Raw genomic sequence first — 14013 nt, forward strand, 5'->3', positions numbered from 1 at the left:
CGGGCCTGCCTCGAGACGGTTCTTTCGGAAGGGGCAGAGGCCCTGCGGGATGCCCGGGAGGGAATTGCTTCTAAGGCGGTTGCCGATATTGTAGAAGCGAATATTTACCTAAGCGGCATCGGGTTTGAAAGCGGCGGCCTTGCTGCAGCCCATGCTATCCATAACGGCCTGACGCTGCTGGAGGAATGTCGTCATATCCTGCACGGGGAGAAGGTTGCCTTCGCGACCCTTGCACAGCTGATGCTGGAGCAGGCACCGGAGGAAGAAGTGTCTGCTGTGGTCAGCTTTTGCCGTGAGACAGGTCTTCCGGTGACCCTGGAACAAATGGGACTTTCCGTCATTGCACCAGAGAAGCTTATGAGTGCTGCAGCGGCCAGCTGTGCAGCGGACGGCCCAATGAGCAATATGCCGTTTACGGTTACCCCGCAGGATGTATATGAAGCTATTGCTGCCGCTGACCGCAGGGGGCGGCAGGCTGTATAACGATTGTTAATTATTGCGTACCTTGCCGGTACATATTTACCCTTCGTGTTCCAAACAATGAGAACAATGGTTACAGAAGACGAAGGAGGCGTTCCTTTTGACAAAATGCAATCCGGCAAGGCTAAAATGCAGCAAGCTGCTCTCATTGGCCACGATCATTATTTGGATGATCATACTATTTCCGGGAGGTCCGTCAGTGATGGGTGCAGTTTCGGGGCAGCGCCAGGAAACGGCTCTGCACGCTGCTGTTCATACTGAACCTGCTGCGGACAGCAAGGCAGCCGAAGTGAAGGCTAACCCGGTGCGCCACGCCCGCAGCCGTGTAGCGATCATCGTCGATGACTTCGGCAACGGGATGCGCGGTACGGACGAGATGTTCGCGCTGCCGGTTAAGATTACAGCTGCAGTGATGCCGTTTCTGTCCACGACGGAGCAGGACGCACGCCGCGCTCACGAACGCGGCTATGACGTACTGGTGCATCTGCCGATGGAACCGCGCCATGGAAAGCCGGAGTGGCTCGGCCCGGGGGCCGTTCTGACCCGTATGACTGATGCAGAGGTACGGGAACGGGTGGAAGCTGCACTGGATAATGTGCCTTATGCGGTAGGCATCAACAATCACATGGGCTCTAAGGTAACCGGTGATGAACGTGTGATGGGTATTGTACTGGCCGTATGCAAGGAGCGCGGACTGTTTTTTGTGGACAGCCACACGAATTACCGTTCAGTCGCGGGCCGAATGGCCCGGGAGCTCGGACTGCCCCCTGTAGAAAATCATATCTTCCTTGATGACATTCACTCTGCCGGCCATGTCATGAAGCAGATGCGTCTTGTAGAGAAACGGGCAACAAACGAGAGATTTTGCGTGACAATCGGCCATGTCGGCATCCAGGGCAAAGAGACCGCAGCGGGTATACGCCGCGGTATTGCCGCAATGAAGGCCAATGTGGAATTTGTCGGTATCTCAGAGCTGGTCAGAGAGGAATGGAAATGGAATAAACAGCTCACACTTCCATAAGATAAGCGGCAATACCGCTGGCAATGGCTTCGGCAATCTCCTCCTGGCCGTGTGGAGTACAGAGCTTACTGCGGTCAGCTGGACTGCTAATAAACCCCGCCTCAACGATAACCGTTGTGGCGGTTATTTTGTTGAGCAGATAGAACGGTTTGCCCGGTCTGGGAGCCGCATGTATATCATAAATCTGGTTGAGCTGGTCCTGGATGGAGCGGGCGAGCAGAAAGCTCCTGCCTTCCTGGCGGTACGGCACGAGCGGCCCGTGCTTAGACGGCGAGGGCGCCCAATTGATATGAATGCTGACGACGACATTCGCCGGAAGCATTTCAGCCAGCTCCTTGCGCTGGGCCAGATCCCGGAGATGACGGGAGGAGCTGCGCAGCCAGCGGTTCTCCTCGCTTGGCGCGTAATCCCCCGTCCGGTTTAGAATTGCATCGAACCCGTCGCTGCGCAGCAGAAGGAATAAACGCCTGGAGATGGCCAGCGTGATATCTTTTTCCAGGATGTCGCCATGGGATGTCCCGCCGTCAATTCCCCCGTGTCCCGCATCAATCAGAATGATCCGCTGATCATGTCCAAGCATTTGCTGTCTTTTCTCCTGCCAGCCGGACGTAGAAGCGTGCGGCACTTGCTCGAACCGAGCGGCATGGGCCTGTCCGGCCAGCAGAGCCAGCAGACCGGCAGAAGCCAGCAGAATGGACCATCTCCGCCATACAGGGCTTATCCTGAAGTAGCTCATGTTTCTCAAGTGCATGACCTCCTTGCACATTGTTAATCTTCATCCAAATGGATACCTTGTTAGATTGTGCTGTTACAGGCAAGTCTATACGATTCACCATTCTCCGGTTTAGACACAGCGAATCTGGAGTACACTATGGATATGAGATCCTTCGAAGAATAAGGAGGTGGCGTTATGGCTTCGAGCGGTGATGATCTGGTTAAGTATATTACCGAAAAAGTAGTGGTCTATATGGAGGACCCGCGGGCCAGCCGGGCGCGCAGAAAAGCCGAGAAACAGCCATGGGCGGAAAAATGGTTCGGAATGCTGCCGCTGGGACTGTCGATCTGGCGGAGCAAGTGGAGTGATGGCGGCCGCAAGTAGCGGTGTGGTGGAATAAAATAATTCCGCTTGTTTCGGCGGTGTTCTGACAAAACAAACAACCTTCCCAGCCGGTTTACGGCAGTTTATGGGAAGGTTGTTTGTTTTGATGCGGGTGCCTGGATATTACTTCAGCATGAAGTCCGCTGCCTGTACAATCGTGCCGGATGCAATATTCTGGGATTGCGGGAGCTTATGCAGCGTCCCGGTCTGCTGCAGCGCGGTAAGAGGAAGATAACGCCGTCCCTGCAAGCCGGAGGCGGCATATATAACTGTCTTTGCTTGGTTTGGAGTCCCTTGAGCGGAGATCTGCCAGCTCTGATAGCCAGTGATCATAAATGGTGCGCCTGTCGTATCATTTTTGCCGGCTGACTGAAAGGCCAGGGCGCTTCCGCTGCCTAGCAGGACCGCGACATTGTCCCCGTTCACCAGTTTGAGCTTGGGACTGGCCAGCCACTGTAAATCGGCATACGGGTCATCCTGCCCGCCGCTCCGGAAAGCGCGCTGTGGAGTCCAGCTGTGCTCCACGCTGGTCACTGTACCTGCTGCAGGCAGAGTTCCATTCAGGACGGACTCGGCCTTGCTGAGACTCCAAGGCAGAATTTCCAGAGTTAGGGCGTTGATATAGTAAGTTTGTTTATCGAGTGTTAATTTCCATACCGGCAGCATGGGAGCGTAGAGTGCTGTTAACTCGGCTTTACCTGAATAGCTCGAAGGTATAAGTTCTTCCTGCACCAGAAACTGGCGCAGCTCTGTCATACTGTAAGGCAGTCCGGAAGTCCCGGCACCGTATTCACTGAGTAAATATCCGCCGTCTTCCGTAGCGGAGACGATCAGATAACCAATGCGCTGTTCCCCGTTCTTCACATTGACCAGCCAGCTGTGTGTGCCCGGGCCGAGCGGGTAAAACTCGGTCTTGGCATTTTTCCACTCTGTAAATGGAGCGGCTGCAGACAGCCTGTTGATGGTGAGTGCAGTGAAATCCTGAAGGGATTGTGGAGATGGAAGTGCCTTCAGCGTAAGTCCGGGCTGAAGCTCAAGAGACACCGCCTGTGAAACGGTGAAGCGGCTGCCCTGAGCCTCTGTAGCAGATGGGAAACCGGAAGCGATGGGGAGCAGGGTTAGCCCCAGACACAGAATGAGAAGAAGACGGCCGCGCCGTCTGGACGCTGTCCTTGACCTTACGTTTGAGTTCATAAAAGTCAGTCACCTTTCTTGGTCCATAATCGTACGGGCTTGTCCTATACCCATTATTGTAGAGGACAAGCCCTGAAAAGGCTGTTGCTTGCTGTCGCGCTGCTGCTTTGGAGTTTCGCTGTTTTTTTGCCTGCTTTTAGCGGACCTAGTCGCATTCTATGTGCTGCGCAGGTGAAACAGACCATAGGTTACGGCAGAAACTGCAATTTGCGGCTCATATTGCCAGGCTGTCTCTTTGCGGCGGCGGTTGTACTGCTCCTCTATGGCTTGCTTTTTCTCTTCATCCGGCTCCTTCAGCAGCTCCTCGTAATAGATATCTACGATGCTCAGCTCCAGGCGCAGCCGTTCGCGGGCTTCCTCAGCCCAGGTATAGTCGAGCGCGGCCAGCTGTGAGGTCAAATAGCTCTCCAGTCTATCTGCTCCCGCAGCAACATTCATCTCATAAGGCTGGATATGAATGTTCTCCGGCAGACGCGGGGTCAGCTCCAGGGTGTTCAGTCTTAAACCGAAATCCTCAGCGATTTTCCCGGTAGCCAGCGATATTCCGATGAAATGCAGCTCTTCCCGCTTGAGATCACAGGTCATCTCCACCTTATAGCACACGCCCAGCCAAGGCTCGTAAGCAGCCGAGAACAGAGTCATCCGCTGCCTGCTGCCCGGGTCCTCAAACAATTGCAGGCATTTGCCTTCCTCTTTGGCCGCAGCCCAAATTTGCCGTAGCCGCTTGCTTCCGTAGATAACATCCTCGCGGCGGATCATCCCCGGACCGATCCGCGGCAGCGCCGGAACGATGCCGAAATAGCGGGCGAGAATGCTGTCCTTCGGATCGGTGGAGACGCCGGGAGGCGCCCCGCCCACTGCGGCCGCAGCTGTGTTATCCGCGCCGGCCTCCATTTCTGCGCCGCCGGAAGGCAGCGCCGCACCGGCAAGGCGGTTCAAGCCTCCGGGCGGCCGTGAGGGAGGCGGCGCCTGTGCAGCGGCAGAGTCGTACTTCTCCGGATCGAACACGAAGGTAAACGACAAGGTCTCCGGGTCTACCCCGGTGCGTTCAACAAACCCCCAATAGTAAGGCCGGTCGGTCAGCATCCGGTCGGCACGCGGCGAGAGTTTGACCGTTACATGCAGCGGCGAGACTTCAATTAAGGAGCAATCGGTCGCTTCCAGATAATCCATTACCTGCTTGCGAACCTCTAGCGGACTAAGTGTCATGGCATGATTTCCTTCCGGGTTTCGTGGGACAGTTCGCTCAGCGATTCGCCGATATGGTCAAGACTGCTGCGAAGTTCTTCATCGCTTCTCGCTTCGAGCATGATCTTATAGAGGCTTTTCTCCAGCGATTCCTTCTTTTCGAACCGCTCCAGAATCACATCGAGTCCGCCGATCACCATTTCGAACATATTGATTTTTTCGTGCAGCAGATGCAGGATATGCTCTTCGATCGTGCCTTCGGTGGAAAGATTATAAATGACAACATCGTTTTGCTGGCCCAGCCGGTGAACCCGGCCGATCCGCTGCTCCACCCGCATCGGGTTCCACGGCAGATCAAAGTTGATCATATGGTGGCAGAATTGCAGGTTAATCCCTTCGCCGCCGGCTTCCGTGGCAATCATCACCTGGGCCCGGCCGCGGAACAGATCCATCATCCAGTCTTTCTTGCCGCGGTTCATACCGCCGGAATAGGACACACACTGCAGCCCGTGCTCACGGAAGTATTGCAGCAGATATTCCTGCGTGGCCCGGTATTCAGTGAAGACGATGACCTTTTCATTCATATCACGGATCAGCTCCATCGTTTTCTCCGCTTTTGTGTTCGTCTTGACAGTGCGGATGCTCTGCAGGAGATCCATCATCCGTTCACGCTTCGGAGAATCGGCTGGAAGCTTCTTGATCAGGTTGACCAAGGTTATGAAAACCGCATCGCGGCTGCTGCATACCTCACGCTGAAGGGTCACCAGGGAGAGCATGCTGCTGAGGTTTCCGCCCGATTCCTGATATTGGTCTTTGACAAAAGCCGTTACTCCGTCATATAATGCTTTTTCCTCCGGTGAGAGCGTGAGCGGTATATTTCGGACTTTGCGCTTCGTGAAGGTGACCGGCCCCTCGCCCCGGCGGTTGCGGATCATGACCTTGGAGAGCTCGCCGCGCAGCTGGACTTCATTCTTCGGCTGGCGTTTATCCACAACAAAGTTGGCGGCGAAATCGCCCTGGTTCCCGAGCTGCCCCGGCTTCAGCAGGGTGATCAGATTGAACAGCTCGCCGAGGTCATTTTGTACGGGAGTTGCGGTGAGCAGAAGACAGTATTTTTTACGGAGCTGCTGCACAAACTGATAGTTGGTCGATTTTTTGTTCTTCAGCTTGTGCGCTTCATCGATAATAAGCATGTCGAATTCGGAGCTGAGCAGCAGCTCCTTATGGGGATCGCGCTTGGCGGTGTCCATGGAGGCCACCACAATGTCATTGCCCCAGGAGTAAGATTTTTTCTGTGCGACTGCCGTGATGCCGAATTTGGTGTTCAGCTCCCGGACCCATTGCAGCACGAGTGAGGCGGGTACCAGAATCAGCACCTTGCTCACAAGGCCCCTCACCAGATATTCCTTGAGGACGAGCCCTGCTTCAATGGTCTTACCCAGACCGACCTCATCCGCGAGAATTGCCCGGCCGGACATTTCAAACAGCACCTTATGGGCGGTATCGAGCTGATGGGGCAGCGGGGACAAACCAGAAAGATGTTTCATACATTGCAGTTCATCGAAGCTGGTGACAAGACCGGATTGTTCACCCTGAATGGCCAGGCGGGATAATCTCCAGTCCCCCCAGGGTCCGCCCTTCTCCAGTTTCGATTCCAGATCATGCAGCCAGTTTCGCTCAAAAGACAGAGGGACGGGCAGCAGCGGGGCGGGTGTGCTTCCCTCTTGCGGCAAGGAATTGCGGGATAATTGCGTCATGTTGCAGCCTCCTCCGGCGCGGTTTCATATAAGAAATGCGTAGAAGTAGTATGCGCGTAAAAGAGAGAATTCATAACTATACAAAGTATTCTTGTAGAGCAGACGTGCTGATTTTAGGGTCTTTTTTTCGTGTCGAATCTGATAAAAAAGCGAGAAAAAGTGAGAAAAAGCGGCTCAATGCTGATTTTTTGCGATAAGGCTTCCTTTTTCGGAAAAGAACTTCGATACAATATGTGGTATAGTTGAAAAGCTGGTTCACACAATATATTGTTACAAAAGCTTGAAATTATTGTTTACGGAGGGCTTTTGGCGGTTATTTGTTATTGACAAGAGGACTCCACATTACTACTCGCAGCGGATGATTTACATATTACACACCGGGAGGTTTTTCTATTGAGTACAGTGGTACGCAAGCAGCGCCTTGAAGGGCTAAGTGAGAAAATATTTTTGGACCGTTATGCCTGGAAGGATGCAGACAGCAACAATGCCAAGGTTGGCGATGTTGTGCTGGTTCTGACCAAAGATGATCCCAAATTTCCGACAAAGGAAGTGGGGGAGATTGTCGAGCGCAACGGCCGGATCGTTACCGTTAAGACGCGCAGCGGGGAACTGGTGCAATCGGATGTAGAAAAGCTGACGCTTAATATAGAGAAAACTCCGGAAGAAATGTGGGACCGTTTGGCTGCAGCCATGGCTTCTGTAGAGAAAACACCTGAACTGCAGGAAGAATGGACAGGCCGGTTCCGTTCGATACTGGATGACTGGAAGCTTGTACCGGGCGGACGCATTGCAGCGGGCGCAGGGGCAAGTGAAGAACTGACACTGTTTAACTGTTATGTTGTGCCTTCGCCCAAAGACAGCCGCGGCGGCATCATGCAGACTCTCTCGGAAATGACCGAGATTATGGCCCGCGGCGGCGGTGTGGGAATCAACCTGTCCTCGCTGCGTCCGCGCCGTGCAATCGTAAGAGGCGTCAACGGATCGTCGAGCGGTTCTGTATCCTGGGGCGGATTGTTCAGCTACACTACCGGACTTATTGAGCAGGGCGGCAGCCGCCGCGGCGCATTGATGCTGATGATCAATGACTGGCATCCGGATGTTGTTGATTTCATTACTGTGAAGCAGACCATGGGCCAGGTGACCAATGCCAACCTGTCCGTATGCGTGAGCAATGCCTTCATGAAGGCAGTCAAAGAGGATCTGGACTGGGAGCTGGTCTTCCCGGATACAACGGATCCTGACTACGATACGATCTGGGACGGGGATCTGGATAAATGGAAAGCAGACGGCCGTGCGGTTATTCCTTACCGTACCGTCAGAGCGCGTGATGTCTGGCATACGATTATTGAATCAGCCTGGAAATCGGCTGAGCCGGGTGTAGTGTTCATGGAATACTACAATCAAATGTCAAACAGCTGGTACTTCAACCCGATTATCTGCACGAATCCGTGCGGTGAGCAGGGTCTTCCGGGCTGGGGCGTCTGCAATCTGTCTGCCGTCAACCTCTCCAAATTCTACGATGCAGAGAATCATGATGTGGATTGGGCAGATCTGGCAACAACTACCCGCTATTCTGTACGTTTCCTGGATAATGTTATCGACAAGACGCCTTACCATTTCCCTGAGAATGAAGCGAACCAGAAGCTGGAACGCCGCGTAGGTCTAGGCACTATGGGTCTGGCCGAGCTGATGATCAAGCTGAACATCCGTTACGGCAGCCCGGAATCGCTGGAGTTCCTGGACAAGCTCTACGGCTTCATGGCCCGCGAAGCGTACCTGGCTTCTGCGGAAATCGCCGGCGAGAAGGGTTCCTTCCAGGCATTTGATGCCGAGAAATATCTGCAGAGCGGATTTATGCGTAATATTACCGAGGTCTATCCGGAAGTCGGCGAATCGATCCGCAAGCACGGCATGCGTAACGTTACCGTGATTACCCAGGCACCTACGGGCAGCACCGGTACAATGGTCGGCACTTCGACCGGTATTGAGCCGTACTTTGCCTTCAAATATTTCCGGCAGAGCCGTCTTGGCTATGACGAGCAGTTCGTGCCGATTGCCCAGGAGTGGCTGGAAGCCCATCCGGGTGAAGAGCTGCCTGAGTACTTCGTGACTTCCATGGATTTGTCGGCGAAAGACCATATACGCGCACAGGCAGCCATTCAGCGCTGGGTAGACAGCTCCATCTCCAAAACAGCCAACTGCCCGTCCGACTTCACCGTCGAAGAGACAGCCGAGCTGTATGAAATGGCCTTCGATCTGGGCTGCAAAGGCGTAACGATCTACCGCGACGGCAGCCGCGATGTGCAGGTGCTGGAAACCTCGAAGAAGGAAGACAAGAAGGATGCACCGGCAGCGGAACCTGCTGCAGAAGAAGCAGCTCCGGCCGCATCAGCAACCGCAGTGGCGGCAAGCCCTGCACCACAAGCCAATGTGGTGGACAAACAATACAAGAAACGCCCGCAGGTGCTGCGCGGCGCCACCTATAAGATCAACACGCCGTTCGGTATGGCGTATATCACCATCAACGACCTGGACGGCATTCCGGCAGAAATCTTCCTGAATGTCGGCAAGGCCGGCTCCGATGTCTTTGCGATGGCGGAAGCGCTTGGCCGTGTCTGCTCGCTGTTCCTGCGTTACGGCGACCACGGCGAGAAGGTCGAGCTGCTGATCAAGCATCTCAAGGGCATCGGCGGCTCCGGCGCCATCGGCTTCGGCGCGAACCGCGTCGAGTCCATCGCCGACGCAGTTGCTAAAGCCCTGGAAACCCATGTGCTGAACAACGCACAGGATGATCATGCCGGCGCGCCAATCGCAGCCACCCTGGAGCTTGATTTCAACGAAGCGCTCAGCGCGGAGCTGAAATCAAGTGTCCCTGCAGCGGCATCCACCGATGACGGCCACGGCGGCCATTCGGCGCACAGCCATTCGACCGCTTCCCGCGACCTCTGCCCATCCTGCGGCAGCGCCTCGCTGGTTAACATCGAAGGATGTAAGACCTGCAGCAACTGCGGGTATAGCCGGTGCGGTTGATATTAGGAGCTTAAAATAAGTTCGTTCTCAACAATTCATAGCATGTAAAACTGCACAAACAGTCCCGGTGAGATTTATACATTCACCGGGACTGTTCGTGTTTAATCCAACCAAGGAAGTTAATCAAAATCAACTAAATTAGCTTTGAATTTAAAATATTGAAACGTTTCCAAAATAACTATTGAAACGTTTCCACTTTGGTGATATTATAATTTTCATAAGAGAGTTCGGGGGTGTTAAATGACAAGCATTAAAGATGTAGCCAACTTAGCCGGCGTTGCTGTAGGAACCGTGTCCAGAGTCATTAACAACTCTGGCGCTGTAAAACCAAAGACACGCAGAAAAGTGGAGGAAGCTATTCAAGAGCTGAATTACTTTCCAAATGAAGTGGCCCGGAATTTCAAAATGCAGAAATCCAAGATGGTAGCCTTGTTGCTCCCCAGTATCTGGAACCCCTTTTTTTCCGAGTTGGCTTATTACATCGAGGATGAATTGGACCGGGAAGGGTATAAGCTAATGCTGTGCAACAGCGGCGGTAAGCCCGAGAAGGAACTGTATTATCTGGATATGCTCCGGCAAAATAAAGTGGCTGGTATTGTTGGCATAACTTACAACGATATCGAGAATAATGTAAGCAACGATATTCCGATTGTAAGCATTGATAGACACTTCAATAAGAAAATCACCTGCGTCACTTCGGATAATTTTGAGGGAGGCCGTCTTGCTTTAAGGGAGCTTGTAAAAGCGGGTGCCCGGAAGCCGGCATTTATGGGAAGTGTCACTTCTGTATTTAGTGAAACCATGAACCGCAGAGAGGGCTTCATTCATGAGGCGCAAGCTCTGGGAGTCGATTATGTGATCTATGAGAAGCCGGACCCCATAGTGGACGACGAGGCCTATTTCAATGAGTTTCTAAATAAGTATGACGATGTGGATGGCGTTTTTGCAATAACCGATATGTTGGCTGCCAACTATATTGAAAGAGCAAGCCGGAAGGGTATTCGTGTCCCGGAGGATGTAAAGGTCATCGGTTACGATGGCATTCAGGATAGTCCTTATTTTCATCCGATACTATCCACGATCCGTCAGCCGGTTGAAGAGATGGCCCGCATGACAATCAGACTTCTCTATAACAAGATTGATGACATACCTTTAGATAAGCAAGTGTATCGTATCCCCGTTATTTTCAAGCAGGGCGAAACTACATGATTCCTTTTGAACCGGAAAAACATCAGCTCATTGGATAGTTGAGAACCCAACTGAGGTTTTTCTTTTCTAAAGTTGGAAACGTTTCAATATTTATTGGAAACGTTTCAAAATGAATGAATACTTTTACATGAAAGGGAGTTTAAGAGTGAATTCAACAACCAGCGGGGCGGAACATTCCATGATCAAACCAAATCGTAAAAGATGGAGCCGGGTCAGACGCGACTATGAGCTGTACCTGTTTTTATTGCCGATCATTATTCTTTACCTTGTTTTTAAATATTATCCGATGTATGGGGTGCAAATTGCTTTTAAGGACTTTTCACCAAGTCAGGGGATCTGGGGAAGTGAATGGGTAGGCTTCCAGCACTTTGTAGATTTTTTTGATTCCTATAACTTCTGGACGATCATCACGAACACGCTCTCACTCAGTTTTCTTTCGTTGTTGTTTGGCTTCCCGGCTCCGATCATCATTGCAATCATGCTGAATCAGATGCTGGGCAAGTCCTACAAGAAATTTGTGCAGACCGTGATTTATGCACCGCATTTTATCTCTACGGTTGTACTCGTCGGCATGCTAAATGTTTTTTTGTCTCCAAACAGCGGAATTGTGAATCATGTCATCACCCTGTTCGGAGGAGATCCCATTCTGTTTATGGCGGATGCAGGCTGGTTCCGTCCTCTGTATATCCTTTCAGGCATCTGGCAGGAAACAGGCTTCGCCACCATTATCTACCTTGCTGCTCTTGCCGGGGTCAATCCCGAGCTTCATGAAGCTGCGATTATGGATGGAGCGAGTAAGTGGAAGCGTGTGTGGTATGTGGATATTCCAAGCATTTTGCCGACGATCGTTATTTTGCTGATCCTCGCACTTGGTAACATTATGAGTATCGGCTTTGAGAAAGCGTTCCTGATGCAGAGCGATTTGAATTATGCCACCTCCAATATTATCCCGACCTATGTATATGAAATGGGGATTCAGAAGGCTCAATACAGCTTCTCTACGGCAGTTGGCCTATTCAACTCTTTCATCAATATTGTCCTGATATTCACCGTAAACCGTATCGCCAAAAAGATGACAGAAACCAGTCTGTGGTAAGGAGGAAAACATTTTGAATCAATTATTGAAGCGGAAGAGCAGAGGAGACATGTGGTTTGACATTATCAACTATATTCTGCTCACCCTCATTATGCTGCTCGTATTGTACCCGTTGTACTTTGTATTGGTGGCCTCATTCAGTGATCCCAACTATATCTACTCCGGGGAAGTCTGGCTGTTTCCGAAAGGCTTTACGTTTGATGGCTATGAGCGGATTTTCAGTGACTCCTCTATATGGATCGGATACGCCAATTCAATTTTATATGCAACGCTGGGAACTTTAATTGGAGTAGCTGTGACTGTATTTGCGGCCTACCCGTTAGCCCGTAAAGACCTGGCTGGGAAGTCTATAATTATGTGGTTTTTGCTGGTCACTATGTTCTTCAGCGGAGGGCTGATTCCAACCTATTTGCTGATCAAGGACCTTCACATGCTGAATACGATGTGGGCACTTGTCATCCCGGGAGCAGGCGGCGTATTCAACGTCATTATTGTAAGAACCTTTTTCCAGTCGTCCATCCCGGATGAAATGTGGGAAGCGGCATCCATTGACGGATGCTCTAATACAAGATTCTTCTGGAGTATCGTCCTGCCTCTGTCCAAGTCCATTCTGGCTGTAATGGTGCTGTATCATGTGGTCGGCTTCTGGAACGGTTTCTTCGACGCTTTGATCTACCTGAACAATGAGAGCAAATACCCGCTGCAGCTGGTGCTTCGCAACATCCTTGTCCAGAATCAGGTCAACTCCGGCATGATGATCGATGTGGAATCTTATGCAGCGAAGATGCGTGTTACGGAGCTGATCAAATACGGTGTCATCATGGTATCGAGTCTGCCGCTGCTCATTTTGTATCCTTTCCTGCAGAAGTACTTTGTGAAAGGTGTAATGATCGGCTCAATCAAAGGGTGAATCTGGCACGGTCTTGAAAGGGGGTGATGTACAGAATATCAAGGAATGCTTAGGAGCAGCAACATCTGATTTGCGCTTATGGAACGAAATAAGGGGAGGTTATGTACTAATGAAATCTTTATTCAAAGGTGCTGGAATCGTAATGCTGGCTGGAGCGTTTGCGGTAAGCGGATGTTCGGGCAATGGTAACGGGGCAAATAACCAGTCTGGCAATCAGAATCAGGAAGCGGATTTTAATCAAACCGGTCTTCCGATTGTTAACAAAGCAGTGTCCTTAAGAATGGTATCCCCGAAGGCTGCATTGGCACCGGAATTCTCGGAGATGGAAATTTTCAAGCGGCTTGAAAAAGATACTAACGTAAAAATTAACTGGGAAAATATCCCTGATACCGATTATGCGGAAAAGAAAAACCTGCTGCTTGCGAGCGGTGATTTGCCGGATGCCTTTTATGCGGCCGGATTCACCGATTACGAGTTAATCAATTACGGTAAAGATGGAACAATCATTCCGCTGGAGGATTTAATTGATCAGTATGCACCTAATTTGAAAGCGCTTCTCGACCGCCGGCCTGATATCAAATCCTCGATCACAGCACCGGATGGACACATCTACGGGCTGCCATCCTTTGAAGAGAATAACCTGGGGACCAATCCCTTCTTCCACGTCATTAATAAAAGCTGGCTGGATAAGCTGGGGCTGAAGGTACCACAAACTCTGGATGAATATACGGAAGCCTTGCTTGCTTTTAAAACGCAGGACCCGAATGGCAATGGAAAGCAGGATGAGATCCCGCTAAGCTTCATGCACATGCAGTGGTGTATGGATATTGCCGGACTGTTCGGGGCTTTCGGCCTTCCGGATAATCTGGAGCACCGGGTCGTCCGTGACGGGAAGGTTATTTTTACCGCGACTCAGCCTGAATATAAGGAAGCTCTGAATTATTTCCACGAAAAATGGTACAAAACAGGTCTGATTGATCCGGAATCCTTCACCCAGGACGCAGCACAGTATCTGGCTAAAGGTAAAAC

11 protein-coding genes and 1 pseudogene are annotated in these 14013 nt (G+C 51.6%); 8 read left to right on the plus strand and 4 right to left on the minus strand.

Going from position 1 to position 14013, the window contains the following annotated elements:
* Together AQR02_RS33705 and AQR02_RS07605 are read left to right on the plus strand one after the other, a co-directional pair.
* Positions 1-483 (plus strand): dehydroquinate synthase/iron-containing alcohol dehydrogenase family protein (locus tag AQR02_RS33705; protein WP_245237198.1); only part of this gene is annotated, 483 nt, incomplete at its 5' end.
* Positions 484-580: 97 nt separating this feature from the next.
* Positions 581-1501: a divergent polysaccharide deacetylase family protein gene (locus AQR02_RS07605; protein ID WP_245237200.1), complete on the plus strand. Its 921-nt coding sequence runs from the start codon at positions 581-583 to the stop codon at positions 1499-1501.
* Here AQR02_RS07605 and AQR02_RS07610 read toward each other — a convergent pair.
* A complete protein-coding gene (locus AQR02_RS07610) occupies positions 1488-2237 on the minus strand; it encodes an N-acetylmuramoyl-L-alanine amidase family protein (protein ID WP_054942028.1) in 750 nt (249 codons plus the stop codon). The two genes, AQR02_RS07605 and AQR02_RS07610, sit on opposite strands and share 14 nt — an antisense overlap.
* A gap of 174 nt (positions 2238-2411) precedes the next feature.
* Here AQR02_RS07610 and AQR02_RS07615 point away from each other — a divergent pair, with 174 nt between their 5' ends.
* Entirely contained in the window at positions 2412-2600 is a 189-nt protein-coding gene (locus tag AQR02_RS07615; protein WP_054940062.1) for a YqzE family protein, read from the plus strand.
* Between the two features lie 123 nt (positions 2601-2723).
* Here the strand turns inward: AQR02_RS07615 and AQR02_RS07620 are convergent, their stop codons facing one another.
* The 3 genes from AQR02_RS07620 to AQR02_RS07630 all read right to left on the minus strand — a co-directional run bounded on the left by AQR02_RS07620 (position 2724) and on the right by AQR02_RS07630 (position 6739).
* Positions 2724-3794, minus strand: a complete 1071-nt coding sequence (locus tag AQR02_RS07620; protein WP_054940063.1) for a hypothetical protein — start codon at positions 3792-3794, stop codon at positions 2724-2726.
* Between the two features lie 156 nt (positions 3795-3950).
* Positions 3951-5003 (minus strand): YqhG family protein, encoded by a 1053-nt coding sequence (locus AQR02_RS07625; protein ID WP_054940064.1) that lies wholly within the window; start codon positions 5001-5003, stop codon positions 3951-3953.
* The gene (locus tag AQR02_RS07630) at positions 5000-6739 is read right to left on the minus strand and encodes a DEAD/DEAH box helicase (RefSeq protein WP_054940065.1); all 1740 of its coding nucleotides are present in this window, start codon (positions 6737-6739) and stop codon (positions 5000-5002) included. The genes AQR02_RS07625 and AQR02_RS07630 overlap by 4 nt, the downstream gene beginning before the upstream one ends.
* Before the next feature lie 393 nt (positions 6740-7132).
* On the opposite strand from AQR02_RS07630, the gene AQR02_RS07635 reads away from it, so the two are divergent.
* The 5 genes and pseudogenes from AQR02_RS07635 to AQR02_RS33710 all read left to right on the plus strand — a co-directional run.
* Positions 7133-9769, plus strand: coding sequence for an adenosylcobalamin-dependent ribonucleoside-diphosphate reductase (locus tag AQR02_RS07635; protein ID WP_054940066.1), 2637 nt, complete (start codon positions 7133-7135; stop codon positions 9767-9769).
* 240 nt (positions 9770-10009) lie between these two features.
* Entirely contained in the window at positions 10010-10978 is a 969-nt protein-coding gene (locus tag AQR02_RS07640) for a LacI family DNA-binding transcriptional regulator (RefSeq protein ID WP_054940067.1), read from the plus strand.
* Between the two features lie 127 nt (positions 10979-11105).
* Positions 11106-12074 carry an ABC transporter permease gene (locus AQR02_RS07645; protein WP_054942029.1) on the plus strand — a complete coding sequence of 323 codons (969 nt, stop codon included), beginning with the start codon at positions 11106-11108 and terminating at the stop codon, positions 12072-12074.
* Positions 12075-12087: 13 nt separating this feature from the next.
* Positions 12088-12984 carry a carbohydrate ABC transporter permease gene (locus AQR02_RS07650; RefSeq protein WP_054940068.1) on the plus strand — a complete coding sequence of 299 codons (897 nt, stop codon included), beginning with the start codon at positions 12088-12090 and terminating at the stop codon, positions 12982-12984.
* 109 nt (positions 12985-13093) lie between these two features.
* Positions 13094-14013 (plus strand): annotated as a pseudogene (locus tag AQR02_RS33710) (extracellular solute-binding protein); the annotation flags it as partial.

This window comes from Paenibacillus ihuae, assembly GCF_001368795.1.
GTDB lineage: Bacteria > Bacillota > Bacilli > Paenibacillales > Paenibacillaceae > Paenibacillus_AQ > Paenibacillus_AQ ihuae.